The following is a 24,584-nucleotide window of genomic DNA, read 5'->3' on the forward strand; positions in this document are numbered from 1 at the left end:
TGCTGGTGAAGGCAACGGTACGACCAATTGCGGACATGTTCGGTCCTCGAGCGTGTCCGATGCGCGCGAAAGAAGAAACAGACGCAAACTAGGACCATGGGCGACCGTGGATTCACTTCGACACAACTGGCCGCTCGAGCTGCCTATCTTCTGCGCGGCAACGACTTGGGCACCATGACTAGCGCCGCACCGCGGTTGTATCCGCATATGTGGAGCTGGGACGCGGCCTTCGTGGCGGTCGGACTCGCACCGCTCAGCGTCGAACGAGCCGTGGTGGAGCTGGACACTCTGCTGTCGGCGCAGTGGAAGAACGGCATGATCCCGCACATCGTCTTCGCCAACGGCGTCGACGGCTACTTCCCCGGACCCGCGCGATGGGAAACACGGGAGCTGGCCGTGCACGCGCCCGTCGGGCCGCAGACGTCGGGAATCACGCAGCCGCCGGTGCACGCCATTGCGGTGCAGCGCATCCTCGATCACTCGAGGCGACACGGCCGGACCACTCGGGCCGTCGCCGAGGAGTTCCTCGACCGTCGGTGGGAGAACCTCGTCCGATGGCATCGGTGGCTCGCCACCGCACGCGACATCCAGGGCAGCGGCCGCATCACGCTGTTCCACGGTTGGGAGTCGGGCATGGACAACTCCCCGCGCTGGGATGGCTCCTATGCCAATGTCGTCGCCGGGCAGATGCCCGCTTACATCCGCGAGGACCACGCGGTGATCACCGACCTGTCGATGCGCCCGAGCAACAGTGAATACGACCGCTACATCTGGTTGGTCGAAGAGATGAAACAAGTCGGCTACGACGACGCGGCTCTGGCGGAAAAGATGAGCTTCGCCGTGGAGGACGTTTTCGTCAGCGCCATCTTCTCGATGGCGTGCGATGTGCTTGCGACCATCGGTGAGGAACACTCCAAACCGAACTCCGACGTCCGAGACCTGCGCGAGTGGGCCGATAAGTTCCGCAAGGGAGTGGTCGCGACGACCGATCCCCGTTCCGGGGCGGCCCGCGACTACGACGTCCGGGCGGGGCGCTGGATCTCCACCGACACGATCGCGATGTTCGCTCCCCTGCTGTGCGGCGGGTTGCCACGCGAACAGGAACGCACGCTACTGCGCATGTTCGAAGGCACCCGATTCTGCGGACATCCGGATCTGCTGTTCGCTGTTCCGCCTTCGACGTCGCCGGTCTCGAAAGACTTTCGCGCACGGGAGTATTGGCGAGGTCCGGTGTGGCCGGTCATGACGTGGTTGTTCTCGTGGGCGTTCTCGAGGCGCGGGTGGGCGGAGCGGTCGTTGACACTGCGCGAGGAAGGACTGCGGCAGGCCAGCGACGGGAGTTTCGCGGAGTACTACGAGCCCTTCACCGGTGAACCGCTCGGCAGCATGCAGCAGTCGTGGACGGCGGCAGCGGTACTGGACTGGCTCGGCTAGCTACTGCCCCAGTTCTCGGCCTTCGTCAGACAGAAGGGATGACCGGCCGGGTCCAGCAGCACCCGCCACGTTTCGCCCGGTTGGTCCTCGGGGAGTTTCGCGCCGAGTTCGACGGCTTTCTTCGCAGCGTCGTCGAGGTCCGTCACCGCGAGATCGAAGTGATATTGCTTGCTGCCGTGCGCATTGGGCCACGTCGGCGCAACGTAGTCTTCGACGCGGCCGAACCCGAGCGCACTGCTCGGGCCTTCGAGCATCGCGTAGTCCTTCTCGGAATGGACGACGCTCCATCCGAGCAGTTCCGACCAGAACCTCGCGCTGGTCGGCGGGTCGGGGCAGTCCAGGGTGACCATCTTCAGTGTTGCGATAGGTGTGTCCGTCATCTGCTTTTCTCCTGCCAACGGTGTGTAGGTCCAGACTCCTAGACTCGACTTGTGGTGGATAGGAAAAACGCGACAGCAACACATGCGGGTGTGCTGCGACCCGAAGAGTTGGCGCAGCACGTCGATCTCACGCGTGTGCCCTGCGCACCATCACTGGACCCGTGGGTCGAGAACTACTGGCTGCTGCGGTGGGAATTGCCGTCCGGCAGGATATACAGCAGCTCGACGCTGCCACACCCGGCCTGCACGTTGAGCATCGAGCACGGTCATCGACGCGCCGGTGTCACCGATCCCGTGGTCGTGACTGGAGTACTCACCAAGCGCTTCGATGTCACACTCGCGGAACGGGGTTGGGTCTTCGGCATCAAGTTTCGGCCCGGTGGATACGCGAGCCTGACCGACACCCACGCTCGAACACTGCGCGACGTGCCGGTCGCCTCACCGACCGCGTTTCGGCAGGAGACGGTCACCGCACTCGCCGAGCTGGGACCGCGCCACGATCTGGACCACTGCCGAACCGTCGTCGATACAGTTCTGGCGCCCTACGAACGGCCGGCCGACTCCGACTACCTGGAAGTTCTGGACATCGTTTCGGTGATGCTCCACGACCGATCACTGGTGCGTGTGGGCGACATCGAGCAACGGTGCGGTATCGGTGCCCGACGTCTGCAGCGATTGTTCGAACGCTACGTCGGGGTGACCCCGAAGTGGGTCCTCGGGCGGTACCGCATCCATGACGCCGTCAGTGACCTGGACGGCGGGTTCACCGGTTCGTTGGCCGATTTGGCGGCTCGGTACGGCTGGTTCGACCAGGCGCATTTCACTCGTGAGTTCACCGAGCTGATCGGGGTACCGCCGAGCGCCTACCTCCGCTGACCCGGCTATCTCCTCTAACCCGTCAGCGCACGCTCCAACGTCGGCCACGAGGCACGCAACGCGTCCTGCCAGTACATCCACGAATGGGTCCCGGGGGAACCGAGATCGAACTGTGCAGGGATACCCAGTTCGTCGAGTCGTTGCTCGAGCCGCTCGGAACATCCGTTGGTGACTGCTTCGATGAGACCGCCGATGACGACCTGGTCGGGCAGTGGAGGCGCGCCGACGGGCCGGACGACGCCTGGCATGTCGTATCGTCCGGGCAGTCCGGTGGAATTGGAGACGAACAGTTCCAATCCACGTAGCTTCTCGGCATTGACGTAGGGGTCGTGCTCGACCCAGCGTGGATCACTGTCCGGTCCCCACATGTTGTCGACATCGCCCTTACCGCGAGCTTCCACCACCAGGCGAATGAAGTTGCGTCCCAGGGGGTCCGAAGTTTGCGCACAACCGCTGTACGACGCCACTCCGCGGTAGAGGCCCGGTGCTTGGATCGCCAGATCGAGGACCGAACCGGCGGACATCGACAATCCGCCGATGGCGTTGATGCCGTTGGCGTTCAGTGCTTCGTCGAGGACGGGCGGTAGTTCCTGGGTGAGGAAGGTCTGCCACTTGTTGCGTCCGAGTGCGGGGTCGTCGCGTTCCCAGTCGGTGTAGTAGCTCAGGTATCCGCCGACGGGAATGACGACGTTGACGTTCTTGTCGGCGAAGAAGGCGGCCATATCGGTCTGCTTCAGCCAGTTCGCGCCGTCTTCGCCGCCGCCTGCGCCGTTGAGCATGTACAGCGTCGGACGCGGTACCGACGTGTCCACGGGCCGGAGCACTTGGAGTTGGATGACGCGGTCCATGGAAGGTGAGTAGACGTGGACGTTCCAGCGGGTGTCGTCCACCTGCTCGATTCGGTCGAGCGTTCCCATTGCCGCAGTGGCGGGTTCGGCGACTGCCACGGTCGTCGGAGCGAGGAGAAGTACCGCAGTGATCGCCAGGATCAGCCGTCGCACAGTTTTCATCGCTGCACCCCGCGTCGGATGTAGTGATCGATCAGCGATCCGATGGATTTCAGTGCAGCCTCCGATGTCATCTGCCAGTGGGTGTTCGGTATGGACACTGTGGTGATTTCGCCTCGAATGTAGGGGTGCCATGTTGAGAGTCCTTGCCGTTCTTCGTGGCCGGCAGCGACGTACAGTACTTCGCCGTCGTACACGCCGGGATGGTGTCGGGTGGAGATGTCGTGGTTGTGGCGTGCGGACCCGAGGAGTCGTTCGACCTCGTCACGGCTGAGTACACCGGAGCCCGAGACGAGATCCGGCAGCGAGTCCAGCGATATCCGCTGATCGTCGATGCCGGGCAAAGCAACTCCTACTGCGTGCATCAGATCCGACGCGGCCATGTCGGTGTCCCAGACATCTTCGGGTGCAACGGCGTGAGCGTCCAACATGATGAGCGAATGCACTTCCTTGCCGGAAGCCCGCAGGCCGACGGCAATCGCGTGCGCGATCGTGCCGCCGAGCGACCAGCCGAGCAGGTGGTATGGGCCGTCGGGTGCGATCCGTTCGATCTCCTCGATGTACCGCTGAGCCAGATCGTCGAGTGATCCGGGAAGGTCGGTGAGCCCGGGTGTCTGAATGCCGTAGATGGGTCCGTCCGTGTACTTGTCCAAACCTGCGTAACACCAGGACAATCCGATGATCGGGTGAATGCAGAACAGTACCGCCTTGGGCCCACCTTCGCGGATCGGGAACACCACGTCGAAGGAGCTACCGACGTCGGCTCCCGAATCCAGTAGTGATGCAAGAGATTCGGGAACCGGGTCGGCCAAGAGCGACTGGAGTGAGAGCGTGGTGCCCGTCGACTCGCGTAGAACGGTGAGCATGCGCATCGCGCTCAGTGAAGTCCCTCCCAGTTCGAAGAAGTTGTCGGTGACCGACACATCGTCCACTTTCAGAACCTCCGAGAACGATCGGACGACAGTAGCTTCCGTGGCGGTTGCCGGGGGTCGGTATGCGCTGCGGAGGCCGGAGAAGTCCGGTTCCGGCAACGCGTCGACATCGAGTTTCCCGGTGGGGGTCCTCGGGATGGTGGTCAGAACCATGACGGCTGCGGGAATCATGTAGCCGGGCAGTAGCGCCCGCACGTGGCTGCGCAGGACATCGTGATCGGCGAGCCCGTCCTGGGTGACGAGAACGTACGAGACGAGCGCAGTATCCCCCGATGGGCCCGGACGGCCGAGCGTGACGGCGAAGTCGACACCGGGATGCGTCGACAGCGCTGCATCGATTTCACCGAGTTCGACGCGGAAGCCGCGAACTTTCACCTGGTGATCGAGCCGACCGCTGTAGCGGAGTGTGCCGGCCGCCGTCCACCGAACGATGTCGCCGGTTCGATACATCCGGCCGTGCCCGAATGGATGTGCGACAAACCGTTCGCTGCTCAGACCCGGCCGGCCGTGATAGCCGCGGGCGAGTGCGGGGCCGGCGACGTAGAGCTCACCGGGGACGCCGACCGGTACGGGGTGCAGGCGGGTGTCGAGAACAACGGCTTCGAACCCGGTGATCGGCGCGCCTATGTCGATCGGTGACCCGTTCTCGACTGGGCCGAGCGTCGAGATGTCCGTAGCTTCCGTGGGGCCGTAGCCGTTGAGCATGAGCCGCCCGGGTGCCCACCGAGACACCAGTTCCGGGCTGCAGGCTTCTCCGCCGACACAGACGACTTCGAGGTCTGTCAGGTTCTCGGGATCGAGGGTCGACAAGGCCGAAGGCGTCATCAACGCGTGCGTGACGCGCTCCGCTCGCAGGAAGTCCGTCAGTTCGTCGCCGCCGAGGATCTCCGGTGGTGAGATGACGAGTGTGGCAGCGGCGGACAGCGCCGACACCATCTCGCCGACGGCCATGTCGAAGCTCGGTGAAGTGTTGTGCAAGAAGCGCGAGGAGGACTGCACTCGGTGCAGTTCGCGCCGCGACGCCGCGAGATTGGCGATACCGCGATGGCTCACCACCACTCCCTTGGGCATACCGGTGGATCCCGAGGTGTAGATCATGTAAGCAGCCGTGTCGAGGTCGACATAGCCGTTCGATTCGGTGGCGCCTATCGAAGTCTTCGGTGCGCTTTCCTGTTCGGCTACTTGCTCTTCCGAGTCGAGTTCGAGCCAGGTGATCCCGGTCGGCAGTGCCGATACATGCTCGGCAAGGGTGATTCCCATGACGGCACCGGAATCGGTGACCATGTGCTCGAGGCGGTCGGCCGGGTACGCGGGATCGACGGGAACGTACGCGGCACCGGTCTTGGTGACCGCCCACACCGCGAGGACGGATTCCACCGAACGTGGAAGGCCGAGCGCCACCACCGTTTCCGGGCCGATACCGTAGCCGAGAAGCACCCGGGCAAGCTGTGTCGATGCGGCATCGGCGTCGGCATAGGTGTAATCACGACCGCGCCAGCGCACGGCCACGCCGTCGGGATTCTGCGATACCGCCGACGCGATCAGCTCCGAGAACGTACACGGCGTCGGTGCATCGGCGCCGTGTACCGGTGCCAGCGCACTGCGTTCGGCGGCGTCGAGGATGTCGATGTCGCCGACGGGACGCGAAGGCTCGGCAACAGCGGCGCCGAGGATCATCTCGAACCTCGCGGCGAATCCGGCGACGGTGTCGGCGTCGAACAGGTCGGTGCTGTAGCGCAAAGCGCCAGAAAGTCCCTGGTCGGTCTCGGAAAGTGTCAGCGCCAGATCGAAACGCGTGACCCCCGGTTCGTAAGGGAACTTCGAAACGGTCAGACCCGGTAGATCGATAGTGCTCGGGCGCTCGTGCTCGTATGCGAGAAGCGCTTGGAACAGCGGCGAGTGCGAAGTCGACCTGGTGGGCCGCAACGCCTCGACGACTTTCTCGAACGGTATGTCGGCGTTGGCGAATGCGTCGAGATTGCGCTCTCGGACCTCGGCGAGCAACTCGGTGAAGCTCGCCGAGGGCCGTACCTCGTTGCGTAGCACGAGAGTTCCGACGAACATGCCGACGACGTCGTCGAGCATACCGGCCCCTCGGCCGGACACCGTCGTCCCGACGGCGATGTCGCTGGTACCCGACAACCGTGCGAGCAGTATCGCGTACGCCGCGTTCATGACCATGAAGGTCGACGCGCCGTGACGATGGGCGAGGGAGCGTGCGGCGGCGAACGTGCGATCGTCCAGCTCGAAGGTGACCTGGTCGCCGCGCTGCGATGCGACCGCAGGTCGGCGACGGTCGGATGGGAGGTCGAGCAGGTCCGGCAAACCGTCCAACGTTGTTCGCCAATAGTCGAGTTGGCGGGAGGCCACCGAATCCGGATCCTCGGTGGACCCCAGGACGCTGTGCTGCCACAGGGCGTAGTCGGCGTACTGCGCGGGCAGGGGACTCCAGGGCGCAGGAGCACCGTGTAGTCGTGCCGTGTACGCCGTGAGGATGTCGCGAGTCAATGGAATCATCGAGACCCCGTCGGCCGCAATATGATGCACGACCAGCAGGAGTACGTACTCGTCGGCTCGTGTGCGCAGAAGCGATCCGCGCAGCGGGACCCCAGCCGTGACATCGAACCCTCGCCCCAGCACCTTCGCGGTCTCGGCGAGCACGGCATGTTCTTCGACGTCGACGGGCGTCAGGTTCAGCCCGACGGCATCGGCTTCGAGGATCACCTGCTCGGGTTCGTAGCCGCCCGGGTACGTCGTGCGCAGGGACTCGTGCCGACCGAGCACGTCCTGCACGGCAAGGGTGAGCGCCGCCGCATCGAGCGTGCCGGTCAACCTGACGGCCAACGCGATGTTGTATGCGGCGGAGTCGGGATCGGCTCGGTTGAGTAGCCACATCCTGCTCTGCGCCGCGGACAACGGAATGCGCCGCGGTCGTGGGCCTGCCGTCAGGACGGGAAGCTGCGAACGATCGGCGGTATCGAGAGCGACGGCAATGCCTGCGACTGTGGGGGAATCGAACAGAGACCGCACCGGCAGTGAGGTTCCGGCACGTTCGTTGATGCGTCCGACCACGCGCGTGGCGACGAGCGAATTACCGCCGAGGTCGAAGAAGTCCTCGTCGGCCCCCACACGGTCCAGATCGAAGACGGTGGCGAACACCTCGGCGACGAGTATCTCGCTGTCGGTTCTCGGTGCGAGGAACTCCCGTTCCACCTTCACCGGTGCGGGCAGCGCCGACCGATCGAGCTTGCCTGCCGCTGTTACCGGAATCGATTCGATGATCGTCACCGATCGAGGAACCATGTGCGACGGCAGAGTGCGACGGGCATGCTCGAGAAGGTCGGCCGGAACCGGTGAACGGCCCACTGCCGGAACGACATAGCTGACGACGGCATCGGAATCTACATCGGAGACTGCGTTGTCGACGTCGGGATGCCGGGTGAGGACTGCATCGATCTCGCCCAGTTCGATACGAAAACCGCGGACCTTGACCTGTGCGTCGGCGCGGCCCAGGAACTCGAACGAACCACCGAGACTGCGGACACGGTCGCCCGTGCGGTAGAGGCGGGTTCCGCGTCGCGAGAAGGGATCGGCCACGAAGCTGGCCGCTGTCGTACCGACCTTGCCGTGGTAGCCACGAGCGAGGGAGTCGCCGCCGACGTAGAGCTCGCCGATCACCCCGCTGGGTACCGGATGGAGTCGAGAATCGAGCACGTACGCGCTGACTCCGCGTATCGGTCCGCCGATTCCGAACCGTAGCTCGGGGGCCAGTGGCCCGTCGATGGTCGCGGCGATGGTGGCCTCGGTGGGGCCGTACGCATTGAACATCGCGACCCGGCCTGCCCAGGTCCGGACCAGCTCGGTCCCGCTGGCTTCTCCCCCGACGACGACGGTGCTCAGCTCGGGTAAGGCGTCGGGATCCACCGTGGCGAGTGCGGCTGGGGTCACGAAGGCGTGGGTGACTCCGCGCAGGGCCCGCGTCAGTTCGGCGCCGCCGTAGATGTCGGGTCCGGCGATGACCATAGTGCAACCGGTGCCGAGAGGGAGCAGCATTTCCAGTATCGAGGCGTCGAAACTGGCCGACGCGAAATGGAATGTGCGACTGCCGTTGTCCAGCCGCAATCGTTCGCACAACTCGGCGCTGAAGTTGGCGAGGCCGTTGTGCGTGACCGCCACACCCTTCGGTGTTCCAGTCGAGCCGGAGGTGTAGATGATGTACGCGCGGTGCTCCGGGCGCAGCGTGAGAATCCGGTCGGCGTCGGTGATCGGGGCCGCCGATCCAACCGACGGGTCCAGCTCGCTGGGGCGAATCCAGTGCACGGATCCGACTCCGGGCTCCCCGATGCCCAGTTGTGCACCGGAATCGGTCAGCATATGTTCGATTCTGCCTGCCGGATAGCGCGGATCGATCGGGACGAACGCGGCCCCGGTCTTGGCTACCGCCCACAGCATCAGAACGGCAGTTGCACTGCGTCCCATCATGATTGCGACCGAAGACTCAGGCCCTGCGCCGCGTGCGATCAGTTGTCGAGCGATGCGGGTGGATGTATCGTCGAGTTCCGGGTAGGTCCAGACGATATCGCCGTCCTCGAGTGCCGCGGCGCCGGTCGAGTTGACCACAGCCGATGCCAACAGCTGCGGCAGAGTGCGTCGGCGCAGTGCGGGGCTGCCCTGCAGCACTGTGGGATCAGCGAGATCGATGTCGCCGACCACTGCGTCGGGGTCGGCGGTGGCCGTGGCGAGAATGTTCACGAAGTGCCGGGCGAAGGAGGCGATCGTCGAGGCGTCGAACAAATCTGTTGCGTAGGTGAATGTTCCGTGGAAATCGACGGGATCGATTTCGAGTTGCAGATCGAACTTCGCGACGGCCGCGACACCGGTGACCGGAGCGACCACGAGACCGGGCAGTTCTACCGTCGGCGCCGAGTCGTCCACGGACAACATGACCTGGAACAGAGGGTGATGTGCCGTGGACCGGGTGGGCGCCAGGACCTCGACGAGTCGATCGAACGGGACGTCGGCATTGCTGTAGGCAGCGAGGTCGCGGTCACGAACCCGGTGCAGCAGCTCGGTGAAGCTCGCCGCGAGATCGATCTCGGTCCGCAGAGTGAGGGTGCCCACGAACATGCCGACCATCTCGTCGAGCGCCTCTTCGCCGCGACCTGCGACGGGCGTGCCGACGGTGATGTCACGTTCTCCCGACACTCTCGCCAACAGCACTGCCAGCGCGGCATGCAGGACCATGAACGGCGTCGTCCCCGTGCGTTGCGCGAGTGCAGTGACGCCGCGGCGGGTGTCGTCGGTGACGGTGAATTCGGCGGTAGCACCGCGGTGCGACGCGGCGGCGGGGTGCGGACGGTCCGTCGGCAGCGGCAGTCGTTCGGGTACCCCGCGGAGTTCGTTCTTCCAGAAGGCGAGTTGCTGGGAGATCATCGAGTCCTTATCGGACTCCGATCCCAGTACTTCGATCTTCCACATCGCGTAATCGGCGTACTGGATCGCCAGCGGCGTCCACGTCGGCGCAGTCCCGTGGGTCCGGGAGGTGTAGGCCGCCATGACATCCCGAGCCAGTGGACGCATCGACCAACCGTCCGCGGCGATGTGATGGGTGATCACCATCAGTACGTGTTCGGTGGGGCCGAGCCGGAGAACGGCGGCCCGGATCGGCGGTTGCGCGGTGACGTCGAAGCCGCGCGCGGCCATGATCGCCAGCGCCCCGGCGAGATCGCCCTCGGTGGTGTCGGTCGTCGGCACCTCCAGTGCGGCGGACTCCAGCACGACCTGTCGTGGGCCGTCCGGAGAATCGGGGTAGACGGTCCGCAGTGCTTCGTGCCGTTCGACGACGTCGAACACTGCCTGACGAAGCGCGTCGGTGTCGAGGTCTCCGGTCAGGCGAATGGCGCCCGCGATGTTGTACGCCCCCGAAGCCGGGTCGAAGCGGTTGAGCAGCCACATGCGGTGTTGGTTGGGTGCGAGCGGAATCGACTCGGGGCGCACTGCGGCGCCGAGTGCGAGACCGCTCTGCCCGTGTGCGAGTTGCGCCGACAATGACCGGACGGTGGGGTGATCGAAGAGGGCTCGCACACCGATGTTGCTGCCGAGCTCGGAATTGACCCGCGCGACGACCTGGGTAGCCGTCAGCGAATTCCCGCCGAGTTCGAACCAGCCGATGGTCACTCCTACGTCGGATCGACCGAGTACGTCGGCGAAGATCGCGGCCACGGCTGCTTCGGTGTCGTCGGCCGGGGCGATGACCTCGGCCGAATCACCGACCGGCTCCGGCAACGCGGACCGATCGAGTTTGCCGTTGCGGCCGAGAGGCATTCGCGTCAGCGGCACGTAGACGGTCGGAACCATGTAGGCCGGAAGTTCGGCTTCGGCTCGGCTGCGGATCTCCTCGATCGACGCCGTTCCGGATACGTAGGCGACGAGTGTCTCGTTCGGAGTGGAGCCTGCGGAATGACTCACGTGGTCGGCGCCCGATCCGTGGACGGTGACGACGGTCGACGCGACGCCGGGTGTGCGTAAAATGGATGCCTCTATGTCACCGAGTTCGAGACGCTGTCCACGGAGCTTGACCTGAAAGTCGTTGCGGCCCAGATATTCCAGTTCACCATCGAGGGTCCATCGAACGAGGTCGCCGGTTCGGTAGAGTCGGGTGCCGCTACCGAACGGGTCGGGGACGAATCGTTCCGAGGTCAGCGGGGCCCGCCGGAGATAACCGCGTGCGAGTTGTGCGCCGGCGAGGTACAACTCGCCGACGGCGCCGATGGGGACGAGACGTAGAACCGGATCGAGAACTCGCAGCTGGGTGTTCCACACCGGGACGCCGATCGGAACCAGCGAGTCGCCGCCGGGTTCGGTGTCGTGGAACGTGACGTCGACAGCGGCCTCGGTAGGTCCGTAGAGATTGTGCAGCGAGGTATCCAGCGCGGCATGGAACCGTCGAACGGTCGATCGCTGAAGTGCTTCACCGCTCGCGAAGACGTGCCGCAACGACGTGCACGCTGCGGTGTCACCGTACTCGAGGAACAGATCCAGCATCGACGGGACGAAGTGCGCGGTGGTGATCCCCTGCTCCTGGACGAGGCCCGAGAGGTACTTGGGATCGCGGTGGCCTTCGGGCTCGGCGATGACGGTTCGGGCGCCGGTGAGATGGGGCCAGAACAGTTCCCACACCGAGACGTCGAATGTGGTCGGCGTCTTGTGCAGTACGACGTCGGACTCGTCCAACGGATAGGTGTCCTGCATCCAGAGCAGTCGGTTGACGATCGAGGCATGCGATACTGCAACACCTTTGGGCATACCGGTGGACCCCGAGGTGAAGATGACGTATGCCGTATTCCCTCCGCGGGGGCCAGACTTTCGCTCCCACGGTGCGATGGGCCCGGTACCGAACCGTGACAGGTCGAGGGTGCGCGGGTCGATGACCGGTGCAGTCGCTTCGATGTGAGAACCCAATATCAAAGCAGGAGAACAGGTATCGACCATGTAGGCGATTCGTGTGCCGGGAAGAGTCGGGTCCAGAGGCAAGTACGCAGCACCTGCGTGCACGACGGCGTGGATGGCGACGAGTTGATCGATGGATCGCGGCAGTGCGACGGCGACCACCGACTCCGGACCGACACCGCGGGAGAGAAGGAAACGCGCCAGGCAGTGAACCCTCGCGGCGAAACTGCCGTAGGTCAACGAATGCTCTTCGAACACCACGCACGTCTCGGACGCGTACGTGCTCGATGCCGCGCTCAGCAGGTCCGTGAGCGTCGGTGGTTCGATCTCGCGGTCGGTGGCATTCCAGTCCAGGGTCAGCGCTTCGCGTTCGAGCTCCCCCAACACGTCGATATCGATGAGGGCGCCGTCGGGACGGTTGGTCATCGCCGTCAGTACACGTTGCAGACGCTCGGTCATCGTCGTGACCTGCCCGGGCGAGAACGCGTCCGGTGAGTACCTCAACGTCATGGTCAGATCCGGTTCCAACACCGTGACGAGCGTCAACGGATAGTGCGTTGCGTCCTCGACCGCGATGTCGAGCACCCGCATCCCGTCTATATCGGTATCGGACCGCAAGGCACTGCGATCGATCGGGTAGGACTCGAAGACCGTCAACGTATCGAACATCGCCCCAGGGCCTGCCGCACCCTGAATATCGGCAAGTCCGACGTGATGGACGTCGAGCAGTTCTACCTGCTCGCTCTGCAACCGAGCCATCACCGTCCGAACCGAATCGGTGGCGCTCGATCGCACCCGCACGGGCAGGGTGTTGATGAACAGTCCGAGAGTGTCCGTCGCGCCGGGCACCTCGGCAGGCCTGCCCGACACCGTCGCGCCGAACACGACGTCGCTGCGAGTGAGCAAGGAAGACAACACGATCGACCACGCGACCTGGACGACGGTATTGACCGTCACCGATGCATCCTTCGCCAGCGCTGCAATGGCGTCGCGGTGGACGCGAAGGGGCACCTCGCGCGGCAACACCGACGTGCCGTCCGCGGAGCCAATTGCGGGCGCGAGGAGAGTCGGTTCGTCGAGGCCCTCCAGCGCAGTGACCCAACGCTCGCGGGCAGCATCGTGGTCGCGTCGGGAGAGCCATTCGAGGTAGTCACGGTACGCCCTGGCCGGGGTCGGGATCGGGGCGTCGGTGCCGTACAGCACCAGCAGATCCTTGATGAAGATCGGCATCGACCAGCCGTCGAACAGGATGTGGTGATTGGTGACGACCAGTTGTGTCCGGCCGGCGCTGTGCAGCAACGCGAAGCGGACCAGCGGGGCAGTTGCCATGTCGAATCTTCGCAGTCGTTCCTCGGCGATGATCCGCTCCGGATCGGTGACGGTGTCCTCACGCCACGGCGCGTCGACGTCAGCGAGAATCACCTGCACCGGCAGGCCACGCGCGTCGTGAACGAAACAAGCGCGAAGGTTGTCATGGCGATCGAGCAGGCGCTGCGCGGCGCGACGCAACCGCGGGCCGTCGATATCCCCGTCGAGCTCGAACACGATCTGGGCGGCGTAGACGTCCACGCCGTCACGGGTCAGATCGGCATGGAACATCAGCCCGCGTTGCAACGGTGCCAGTGGCCATACGTCATCGATCCGGCCGAAGCTGTACTCCCACAATTCGATTCGATGCTGATCGACCTGGACCAATGCCACGTCGGCGGGAGTCAGACCGCCGGCCGACGGGTCCTTGGCGTGCGCGGAGAGTTCACCGATCGCAACGGCCCACAGCGATGCGAACTCACGGACCTCGGCATCGGTCAGCACCCCGTCCGGGTAGCCGATTCGAGTCGAAAGCCTCTTCCCCGCAAGCACGACGTTGATGTCGATCACCACGTCGGTTGCAAGATCGACGCCACTTCCGCCATGCACCTCGGCCGTCATATCGGGAATCCATCCGACGCCGAGGAGTTCCTCTGGAGTCTCCGCTACCCGTCCGAGGTAGTTGAAGCTGATCTGCGGGGCGGGGAGTCCGTCCAGAGCCCCGGCTGCGCGAAGCACCCCGTATCCGGTCCCGCGGGCGGGTATCGAGCGGAGCTGTTCCTTGACCGCCTTCACCGTCGCAGCAGGATCGGCCGCGTCGGGCACCGACAGCCTGACGGGGTGCACGGTGGTGAACCACCCGACTGTCCGAGTCAGATCGGCGCCGGGAAGTAGCTCTTCGTCGCGGCCGTGACTCTCGATCGACACCAACTGTGACGTGCCGCGCCACCGGTGAAGAGCCAGCGCCAATGCCGTCAGGAGAGCATCCTCGGGGCCCATTCGGTACGCGGCGGTGAGCGGACCCAACACGGCGGCGGTGACGTCGGCGTCGATGTCGAGTTGGACGGTTCGTGTGCTTGCGCCGGTGTCGCGCTTCGGATCGAGAGGTCGGGAGCCGATCGGTGTGCTTTCACCGTCGAGGATCGATATCCATCCGTCGCGTTCTTCCGTGAAGTCGAGGTCGGCGAGACCGTGCGTCCATCGCCGCATCGAGGTTCCCGTCGGCGCGAGCGTGATCGCGTCGCCGCTCTGCGACCATGCCGACGCCAGGTCCGGCACGAGAATGCGCCAGGACACGCCGTCGATCACCAGGTGGTGAGCGACGATGACGAGCCGCGCCCAGCCGTCGCCCACGACGGAGACCAGTTGGAGCATGACACCGTCCCGTGGACGGAGACGACGGGCCGCGCGTCTGGCGGAATCCTCTATCGCCGACGCTAATTGTGTTTCGGCACCTACTGTTTCGTGCGAGATCACCGACTCCGGGGAAACGGTACCCGGCGCGCCGACGACCAGGTTCTCCCCCACCCAGCGTGCCCGCAGCATGTCGTGCTGATCGAGGATGGCGGCGACAGTACGACGGAGCCGTGTCGGGTCGAGGTCGGGCGGCGAGGTCAGGACAAGTGCCTGGTAGAAGCTGTCGAGGTCCGCGGGTTCGGCGGCGCGAGCGCACACGCTGCGCGCGATCGGAAGCAGCGGCATCGGGCCGACGCCGCCGCCGTCGAGCTCCGCGAGCTGGACTCGATCGGCCGTATTCGCCGCAACCTCGGCGAGGGCCGCGACGGTACGGCGCTCGAAAACATCGCGTGGGGTGAAGATGACGCCGGATTCTTTTGCCCGAGAGACGAGTTGAATGGCGACGATACTGTCGCCACCGAGGGCGAAGAACGAATCGTCGACGCCGATGGAGTCGAGACCGAGGACGGAAGCCATCGATTCGGCGATGGCCAGTTCGACGGGACCGCTTGCCGCACGGAAGGCAGTAGTGGTCCCGGTGTCGATGGGATCGGGCAGCGCCGAGCGGTCCACCTTACCCGTGGCCGTCAGTGGCACCGCCTCGAGCTCGATCAGGTGTACCGGAATCATCTGTGTCGGAAGGAAATCCGAAGCCAGAGCAAGTAGGGACTCGCGATCGAAAGTGTGATCCGGCTTGATCTTGACATAGGAGACGAGTTGGGACTGACCGCCGTGACGGAAGATGGTGGAGACGACGAAGTCCGTCGAGGCATGCCACGCCAGCACTGCGTCCACTTCGCCCAACTCGATGCGCAGCCCGTGCAATTGAACCTGGAAGTCGCTGCGGCCCACGAACTCGAGTTCGGCCCCGGCGACGTCGTCGCCGCGCCACCGTACGACGTCGCCGGTCCGGTACAGCCGGGTTCCGGACCCGAACGGATCGGCAACGAATCGCTCGGCCGTCAGATCGAAGCGGCGGTGGTAACCACGCGCCAGGCCAGGCCCGCCGACGTACAACTCACCCGACGCTCCGGACGGAACGGGACGTAACCAACGGTCGAGGACGACTGCCGATGCGCCTTGGAGTGGACGGCCGATGGTGATCGAGTGCGGGTCGTGCTGCGGCTCGGTCATCGTGATGACGATGGTGGACTCGGTGGGGCCGTAGCTGTTTCGAAGATCGGCAACGCCCGCCAGGCGCTCGACCAGATCCGGTGGGCAGACGTCACCACCGACGACGACGGACTCGAGCGAGGCGACCTCTTCGACGGCAACGGTCGACAGAAGTGCGGGAGCGGTGATGATATGGGTGACGGCGTGCTCGGTCATCAGTTGGGTCAGATCACGCCCGCCGTACACCTCGGGCGGCGCGATGACCATGGTGGCACCAGCGCTGAATGCAGCGATCATTTCGAAGATCGACGCGTCGAAGCTGGAGGAGGAGAAGCGCAGAACTCTGGAGGCGGGAGTCAGCCCGAGCTCGGGCCGCTCCGCGGTGGTGAATGCACTCAATCCGCGATGGGTGACCAGGACACCCTTCGGTGTCCCCGTCGAACCCGAGGTGTAGATCGTGTAGGCGGCGTGGTCGAGATCGAGAGCGCACCGGCGATCGGCGTCGGTGATCGGAGCCGAGCTTCGTTCGGCGAGTTCTTCGGTCAGTGTCTTGTCGTCGAGGGTCAACCAGTGGACGCTGTCGGGGAGTGACGCGGCCAGTGAACGGGCACTGAGACCGATCAGCACCCCGGACTCACCGACCATGTGCGCGATGCGTTCTCGCGGATACGTCGGATCGATCGGGACGAAAGATGCGCCCGACTTGGCGACCGCCCAGAATGCGAGAACCGAGTCGATCGACCGTGGGAACGACACCGCGACGACGGTGTCCGGCCCGGCGCCTCGAGCGATGAGAGCGCGCGCGAGAGCGTTGCTGGAGAGGTCCAGTTCGCGGTACGTGAGTGTCTGCGCCCCGGCGATCAGCGCGATACCGTCGCGATTGCGGGCCGTACCCGCGGCGAGGATGTCCGGCATCGAGGAAGGTGCCGCGGCGGCGGGTCCGCGCGCAGGCACGAGTGCTCGTACTTCTTCGACGTCGAGGATGTCGAACCCGATGACGGGCGCCGACGGCTCGCTGCCGAGGAACTGCGCCAGCAGCCCGAGGAATCGATTGTGAAGGTCGCGAAAAGCCTGTTCGCTGTAGACGTTCGGGTTCGCCTCGAAGTCGATGCGAGATCTTCCACCCCCGACGGCCGGGTAGAGGTTGACCGACAAATCCTCGACCGGTCCGGTGGACAGCACGTTGAACAACCCGGTCACAGTACCCAGCTGCACTTTTTCGTCGTACGCCATGATGTTGATCGCGGGCCCGAAGAAGCCGCGTTGCTCGCGCGGCATATCGGCGTCGCGGCGGATGTCTTCGGCGCGGTACCGCTGGTGACGCAGTGCGCCCGTCAGCTCGAGTTGAACCTCCGCGACCAGGCCCGCGACGGTGGTATCCGAGCCGATGCGAACACGGATCGGCAGCACGTTGGAGACCATGCCGCCCGAGCGACGGAGCAACGCAGTGGTGCGGCCCGCAACCGGCAGGCTCAACACGATGTCCTCGGACCCAGTGAGCGCGGATAAAAATGCCGCGACAGCGGCGACGGCTATCGGCGCGAAAGCAGAATCGAGCCGGTCCGCGGTACGTGCCAGTGCCACCTCGAGCATCTCCGGCAGCGGTTCCCCGCAAATTCGCGACCGCGACGACGGTGGAGCGGCCATCCCTGCCGGGCTGGCCGGCGCCGGCATATCGCGGGTCTTGTCCATCCAGTACTGGCGATCCTTGCCGAACCGCGGCGAAGCCCGGTACGCCGCCTCCGCCCCGTAGATGTCCACGAGGGCCCCTGCCTTCGACGGGGAAGGATCCTGGCCCTCGACGACGGCAGAGTAGATCTCGGCAGCGCGATTGATCAGCTGGACTGCCCCGAAGCCATCGAGTGCAATGTGGTGGCTGTGGGAATACCAGAAAATGCGGTCCGGAGAGATCCGGATGATCGCGAGGCGGGTGAGTGGGCCACCGACGAGATCGATCGGCTCGCAGTACGCGGCCTGCATCCAGTCCAGTGCGGACTGCTCAGGATCGGCGGAGTCACTGAAGTCGAGCCTGACCGTGTCCTCGCTCTGTGCGGCGTCGACGTATTGTTGTGGCTCTCCGTCGATCTCGACCAGGCGAAGCGATCCCGCCCCGAGCTCGCGAACGGTGCGTCGAACTGCGTACAGCATCATCTCGATGTCGACGGTTCCGCGAATGTCGAGATAGTTCGCAATCGTGATGGGAACTTCGGGCATCAGGTGCTGCGCGAACCACAATCCCTTCTGTGCCGCGGTGAGCGGGAAGGGCGCGGCGTCAGCGGCGGATGCACGGTCACTCTCGTCCGAACGTACTTCCAGTGATTCAACCGAATCCACAGTGTGCTCTCTCAGTCGGGAGCATCGGTACCGGAGTGAGGCGCTGGGTTATCGCAAACTGGACGTTGCCCGATACGCCGTTTGCATTCGTGATGTGAAACCCAACTGCCGGTCTGTCCTACCGAGGTTTACACAACCGTTACCAGGGGTCAACCGGAAACGGGAACACACCGCCGCCCCTCGAGAGAAGTCACAGGGTGCGTCGACGGTTTAAAGGACGACTACTAGCGAAGAAGGCCCGCACAGCCGCCATCCAGCAGCTATGCGGGCCTCATGGGTACCGGCTACTGGGTTTTCCAGACCGCAACCATGGCCGGACGCGGTTGAGAATCGCCGCCATCGGGCCAGTGCGACATCGGGTTGTCGGCAGATGCCTCGTCGAACTCACCCGGATGCTGGACTGCGACGACGACGCGCTCGTCCGAGATGATCGGACCACACGTCTCGCCCCCGGCAGGGACAGTCAGGAACTGACGCGTCTCTCCGCGTCGTTCGCCGTCGAGAACCACCGCGAACAAGCCGTCGTTCGACTCCAGAGCGTTGCCGTCCGTAGAGATCCACAGGTTGCCCTTGGAGTCGAAAGCCAGATTGTCCGGGCATGAGATGGGACTGACCTGAGTTTTGTCGAAGCCACCGAAATAGGTGTCGGCCTCGTTCGGATCACCCGCGACGATGAGTAGATTCCACACGAACGTGGTACCTGCGTGGTCGTCGTCGATCTCGAGGATCTGGCCGTTCTTGTTCTTCTCGCGTGGGTTGGCCTCGTCGGCGGCCGCTTTTCCATCGGTGCCGCGCTTGGTGTTGTTGGTCAGTGCCACATACACCTTGCCGGTCACCGGGTTCGGCTCGAAATCCTCTGGTCGGTCCATCTTCGTCGCGCCGACCTTGTCTCCGGCCTGCCGGGTGAACACCGCCACCTCTTCGGCGGACATCCCGTCGACCAGCGATTCGCCACGGCCGTCGTCGCCGGTACGAAGGAGCGGAATCCACTCGCCTTTCCCGGCGAACTTACCGGCCTCCGGCAGCGTGCCGGTGCCGTCGATCGCGTCGGGGGCGTCACCGGTGAGTACGGCGACATGCAACGTGCCCGCATCGAGAATCGTCAGATTGTGACGCATCGCTGCTTGACCGTTGCCGGGCATCATCTTTCGACTCGATACGAACTTGTACATGTAGTCGAACCGCTCGTCGTCACCGCTGTATGCGACGACGGTGCCGTCATCGGTGACGTAGATGGTTGCGGCCTCGTGCTTGAAACGACCCAGTGCCGTGTGCTTGATCGGAACCCCGGTCGGATTCCACGGGTCGACCTCGACGACATAGCCGAACCGGTTGACCTCGTTGGGTTCCTGGGCCAGATCGAAACGCTTGTCGAAACGCTCCCACTTGCGATCACTGGCCGCGCCCTCGATGCCATAGCGGGCAAGTCGCTGCGCGGCAACAGGATCGGTGACGGATTCGGCGTTCCCGAAGTACTGGTTGATGTTCTCTTCACCGGACAGCACGGTGCCCCACGGGGTGAGGCCCCCGGAACAGTTGTTGAACGTTCCGAAGACCTTGGTGCCGGTCGAATCGACGCTCGTCCTGAGAAAATCACTGCCTGCTGCGGGACCTGTCAGCAGAAACTCCGTCGTGCCGGTGATGCGACGGTTGTACTTCCCGAGCCCCGGCGTCAGTGCGCCGGAACCGGACCGACCCGTCACCTGGACCACGGAAAGGCCATGTGCGGCAAGGGCGATATCGAACTGCGCACTCGTCGGATTCTCCGCGTCGTATCCCTTGAACAGGAACGGCTCGGTCGTGTACTCGTGATTGACCACGAGAAGGTAGCCGTTCGGAGTCCCTTCGATCGGCAACAGTCCGGCGAAATCGTTGTTGTACCCGAACTGCATGTTCTGCGCGGCGGCGGTCTGATTGTCGAAATCGAAGGTCGGGGCGCCCGCGAGGACCGGATCACCCCAGCGAATGATGACGCCCTGCTCGTAGCCCTGAGGAACCACGACGGCATCTTCGGTGTTGGGCTCGACTGCGACGAAGTCGACACCGTCGACCGGTGGTGTGCTCATCTCGCTGCTCGAACCCGTAGAGCTTGCCTCGTCCGTACTGCACGCAGCAAGCACGCTTCCGGCGCCGACCGCCACCACAGCCATCGCGCCGCCGCGTAGTACCCCGCGGCGCGTCATCGCAGTCTTGACGATGTCGCCGAAGTATTGGCCCTTCGAGGTGTTCGGGATCTCGTGGAAGCAGGCGTCACCGCACTTGTACTTGCACGTCAAGGAAGAACGCGCGGAGCTGCCGTCGTGGGCCGAAAGGATCGGAAGAAGCTTCATGCCGCGAACGGTGACAGGTCGAAACGAAAGCGGGGGAACGCCGAGGTGAACGGCAGGCGATATCGAAACGTGCGGCGCAGTTGCCTACAGGACCTGCGAGAGAAACTGCTTCAGTCGATCGGTATGCGGGTCGTCGAAAAGTTGTTCCGGGGTACCGGTTTCGATGGCACTCCCGTGATCCATGAACAACACCTTGTTCGACACCGAACGCGCGAAACCCATTTCGTGCGTGACGACGACCATCGTCATACCACCGGAGGCGAGATCGGCCATCAGCGCGAGCACACCCTTGACCAACTCGGGGTCCAGCGCCGATGTTGCCTCGTCGAAGAACATCACCTCGGGCTTCATGGCGAGTGCCCGAGCGATGGCGACGCGTTGCTGCTGACCACCGGAGAGGTTGCCCGGGCGCGAATCTGCCTTGTTCGACAGACCGACGAGCTCGAGTTGCTCCATCGCCGCAGCGCGCGCCTCGTCCTTCGACTGACCTTTCAGCTTGCGTAGGCCGAGCGAGACGTTGTCCGCCACTGTCTTGTGTGGGAACAGGTTGAACTGTTGGAACACCATGCCGATGCGCTGACGCAACTCGTCCGGGTTGTCCTTCAACACCGATTTTCCGTCGAGCAGAACGTCGCCCTGGTCGGGTTCATGGAGGCGGTTGAGCGCACGGAGCAACGTCGACTTGCCTGATCCCGAAGGCCCGATCACCGTGGTGGTGCGGCCCGCGTCGACGTGAATGTTCACACCCCTGAGCACCTTGTTGGCACCGAAAGCGAGATGAATGTCGGTGCCGGTCAATGAGACAGCCATTACTTACCTCTCCACCACGATTGATACTTCCAAGGGATCGAGCGTGCCCGAAGTATCGGCCTTACCGGAGCGCATGCGCTTGTCGATGAAGTTGACGAGGTGCGTCAGCGGGATGGTCAAGATCAGATAGAACACGCCCGCCGCCAGCAGCGGTGAGAGGTTACCGGTCTGTGCGGCGGTGTCCTGCCCGACTCGAAACAACTCGCGTTGCGAAGCGAGTAAGCCGAGGAAGTAGATCAGTGAGCTGTCTTTGATCAGCGAGATGAACTGATTGACCGTGGCAGGCAGGACGCGTCGGATGCCCTGAGGCATGACTACCAGGGCCATCGAACGGCGGTAGCTGAAGCCCAGTGCGCGTGAGGCCTCCATCTGACCCGGATCGACACTTTGAATGCCGGAACGGAAGATTTCACCGAAGTACGCGGCCGACATCAGTGCCAATGCCGCGATGCCCAGCGGGAAAGGGCTACGGCTGCCGGTCAATTGGGTCAGCGTCGGACCGAAACCGAGGCCGATGAGAAGAATGACGACCGCCGCGGGAAGTCCACGAAAGATATCTGTGTACACCCGGGCCGGCCATCGGAGCCAGCGGGAGCGGGAGATGCCCGCTACCGCCAACCCGATCCCGATCACCGTGCCGATCACCCCGGACGAAGCAGCGAGAATCAGGGTGTTCGGCAATCCGACGGTGATCAGCTTGGGAACGGTGTCCCAGATGAGGTCCCAATCGAAGAACGTGTCGTACAGATTCGACAGTGTGCTCATATCAGCTTGCAGGCAGGACGGAAGCCTTGCTGCCCGGCTTCCAGTCGGCGGGAACCTGGCGCTCGGGGTACCACTCGCTCTCGAGGGTGTTCCACGTTCCGTCGGCGACGACGGCGTCGAGACCGGAGTTGAGAGCGTCGATCAACGGCTGATTGTCCTTGTTCACCGCGTAGGCCGTGAAGTTGGTGGTGTTGATCGTCTTCTCGAGGATGGCGACGCCGTCCTCGGCCTTGACCTGGCCGGAAGCCTGCTGCGACGGCGCGACCCATGCGTCGATCTGGCCGGACTTCACATTCGCGTACGCGGTGTTGTAATCCGGGAAACGTACGGGCTCGATACCGAGAGTGTTGGTGACGTAATCGTCCTGGACCGTGCCCTGAACCACGCCGATGCGCTGCTCGGTGTCCAGATCGGCGATGGTCTTGATCGCGTAGTCGTTCTTGGCGACGAGCGCCATCTCACCGAAGTCGTAACCGTTGGTGAACCCGACGGTCTGACGACGCGCATCGGTGGTGGAGATCGACGAGGAACCGGCGTCGTAAACCTTGTTGTTGACCGCGGCGAGCAAGCTGGAGAACTCGGTGGCCGAGAACTCGACGGTCAGGTTCAACTTGGCGGCGACGGCGCGGAGCAGCTCGTTGTCGAAGCCGGTGAACTTGCCCGACGGGTCGATGAAGATGTTCGGCGGGGCGTCGGACAACGTGCCGACGTAGAGCTTGCCCGGCTCGATCAGACCGATGTTCGAGGTATCGATCTGATCGAGCGGGGTGACATCGTCCGTCGTGTACTTGTCGAGCGAAGTCTGGTCGGAGCCGGCAAGGGCGTTCTCGCCCGTTCCGCCCGAGCTGTTGTCACTCGAACATGCGACGGCGCCGAGCGTGAGAGCGAGCGTGGCAGCTACTGCGGCCAGGGCGCGGCCGCGTAAACGTCGACTGGTCAAGAGTGAACTCCTCGGTGCGGAAACAAGTGAAATGACGTCCGAGGCTATCGCGAAGCCGCGACCACCCGGAAATCAGATTGCCGCCAAGCTCAACCAGTACTCACCGCAGTCCATTCCCGAACGGTCCTCACTGCTGGCTGTTGCGCCACCCGATGGCGTCGTGCAGCTCCGTCATGTCGTACTCCGGGCCGCCGATTCCGACGGTGAACAAGGTGGCTCCGGCATCGAGAAACGCCGGGGCTTTGTCGGTACCGGGCCACGGGACCGACTTCGTGATCACCGAGGTATCGCGCCCGACGGTGACTCCGTGCTCGGCGAGAATCCCGGACTTGCGTTTCAGCTCGTCGAGGTCGGCGAAGCTGTGCCAGATGTGCGCATACTCGGCGACCATCTTGAGCGTCTTCTTCTCCCCGCCGCCACCGATGAGAATGGGGATCTCGCGGGTCGGAGCGGGATTACCTACCGCCAGGCGATTGCTGATGCGAGCGAGGTTCTCGTTCAACAACTTCAGGCGCGACCCTGCGGTACCGAAGTCGTAGCCGAAGTTGTCGTAGTCCTTCTGGTTCCATCCGCCGCCGATGCCGAGGATCAACCGGCCGCCACTGATGTGGTCGACCGTGCGGGCCATATCGGCGAGGAGATCCGGGTTGCGGTAGCCACCACCGGTGACCAGGGCCCCGATCTCCACGTTCGACGTCTGCTCCGCCCAAGCGCCCAGCATCGTCCAACATTCGAAGTGGGCACCGTCGAGGTCGCCGTACAGCGGATAGAAGTGATCCCAGTTGAAGACGATATCGACGCCCGCGTCCTCCGCGCGCAGAACCGCATCGCGAATGATCTGGTAGTCGGGTGCGTGCTGGGGCTGGAGTTGAACGCCGATTTTGATAGTCATGATTTCCATGATGCGCCTCCTCGCCGCGCACCCGCATCAACCGATCTTCACACCGTTCTCGGCCATGGTGGCGCGCAGCACGAAACCAGCTTCCTGACCGATGATTTCCCCGACAAGCGTGACGAACCGATCGACGAACTCCCCGCCGTGAGAGGCAGCATCGAGTTCAGCGGGTTCGAAGTGGTGCGCAAGCTCGTGCAGCAGCACCAGTTCACGCAGCGCCCACGCCTCGTTGTTGCGGTGTAGAGGCACCGCAATGGTGTGGGTATCCCGCTCGTAGTGCGAAGCACCCGTGCCCGAACGTTCACGGACCTGCACGACCGATCCGGCATGCGGCCAGGTTTCACGAACCCAGTTCAGCGCCAAGATCGCGTCGACATAGCTCTGCACCGACTCGATCGACGCGAACTTCCGTTCGATCGGCAGCGTGATGGTCGAACCGAACATCTCGACGGTGCGTAGTCCGCGCTCGTCCGCACGATCGAACATGACACGAACCATCGCCTCGGCATCGTAGACCTTCGATCGTTGGGAGTCCCTGTTGTTCACCGTCAGCCTC

General features: G+C 64.1%; 9 protein-coding genes and 1 pseudogene. 2 read left to right on the top strand and 8 right to left on the bottom strand.

The window, feature by feature from the left end:
- Positions 1–96 precede the first annotated feature (96 nt).
- Entirely contained in the window at positions 97–1,434 is a 1,338-nt protein-coding gene (gene ggh / locus ABIB36_RS05900) for a glucosylglycerate hydrolase (RefSeq protein ID WP_084345846.1), read from the top strand.
- On the opposite strand, the gene ABIB36_RS05905 is transcribed toward ggh, so the two are convergent.
- The gene (locus tag ABIB36_RS05905) at positions 1,431–1,814 is read right to left on the bottom strand and encodes a VOC family protein (RefSeq protein WP_354560301.1); all 384 of its coding nucleotides are present in this window, start codon (positions 1,812–1,814) and stop codon (positions 1,431–1,433) included. The genes ggh and ABIB36_RS05905 overlap by 4 nt on opposite strands.
- 51 nt (positions 1,815–1,865) lie before the next feature.
- On the opposite strand from ABIB36_RS05905, the gene ABIB36_RS05910 reads away from it, so the two are divergent.
- Positions 1,866–2,690, top strand: a complete 825-nt coding sequence (locus tag ABIB36_RS05910; RefSeq protein ID WP_256895507.1) for a helix-turn-helix transcriptional regulator — start codon at positions 1,866–1,868, stop codon at positions 2,688–2,690.
- Between the two features lie 14 nt (positions 2,691–2,704).
- Here ABIB36_RS05910 and ABIB36_RS05915 read toward each other — a convergent pair whose 3' ends face one another.
- The 7 genes and pseudogenes from ABIB36_RS05915 to ABIB36_RS05945 all read right to left on the bottom strand — a co-directional run bounded on the left by ABIB36_RS05915 (position 2,705) and on the right by ABIB36_RS05945 (position 24,574).
- Positions 2,705–3,700: an alpha/beta hydrolase gene (locus ABIB36_RS05915; protein WP_084345845.1), complete on the bottom strand. Its 996-nt coding sequence runs from the start codon at positions 3,698–3,700 to the stop codon at positions 2,705–2,707.
- Positions 3,697–18,288: a non-ribosomal peptide synthetase gene (locus ABIB36_RS05920; protein WP_354560298.1), complete on the bottom strand. Its 14,592-nt coding sequence runs from the start codon at positions 18,286–18,288 to the stop codon at positions 3,697–3,699. Before ABIB36_RS05920 ends, ABIB36_RS05915 begins: the two co-directional genes overlap by 4 nt.
- 284 nt (positions 18,289–18,572) lie before the next feature.
- The gene (locus ABIB36_RS05925; RefSeq protein WP_354560296.1) at positions 18,573–20,618 is read right to left on the bottom strand and encodes a PhoX family protein; all 2,046 of its coding nucleotides are present in this window, start codon (positions 20,616–20,618) and stop codon (positions 18,573–18,575) included.
- Positions 20,619–20,702: 84 nt separating this feature from the next.
- The gene (locus ABIB36_RS05930) at positions 20,703–21,428 is read right to left on the bottom strand and encodes an amino acid ABC transporter ATP-binding protein (RefSeq protein WP_084345842.1); all 726 of its coding nucleotides are present in this window, start codon (positions 21,426–21,428) and stop codon (positions 20,703–20,705) included.
- A 3-nt stretch (positions 21,429–21,431) separates the two neighbouring features.
- Positions 21,432–23,133 (bottom strand): annotated as a pseudogene (locus ABIB36_RS05935) (ABC transporter substrate-binding protein/permease).
- Positions 23,134–23,260: 127 nt separating this feature from the next.
- A complete protein-coding gene (locus tag ABIB36_RS05940) occupies positions 23,261–24,025 on the bottom strand; it encodes an LLM class F420-dependent oxidoreductase (RefSeq protein WP_084345959.1) in 765 nt (254 codons plus the stop codon).
- 36 nt (positions 24,026–24,061) lie between these two features.
- Positions 24,062–24,574: a TIGR04338 family metallohydrolase gene (locus ABIB36_RS05945; RefSeq protein ID WP_373270514.1), complete on the bottom strand. Its 513-nt coding sequence runs from the start codon at positions 24,572–24,574 to the stop codon at positions 24,062–24,064.
- Positions 24,575–24,584: the final 10 nt, after the last annotated feature.

This window comes from Rhodococcus sp. UYP9 (assembly GCF_040547235.1).
Classification (GTDB): domain Bacteria; phylum Actinomycetota; class Actinomycetes; order Mycobacteriales; family Mycobacteriaceae; genus Rhodococcoides.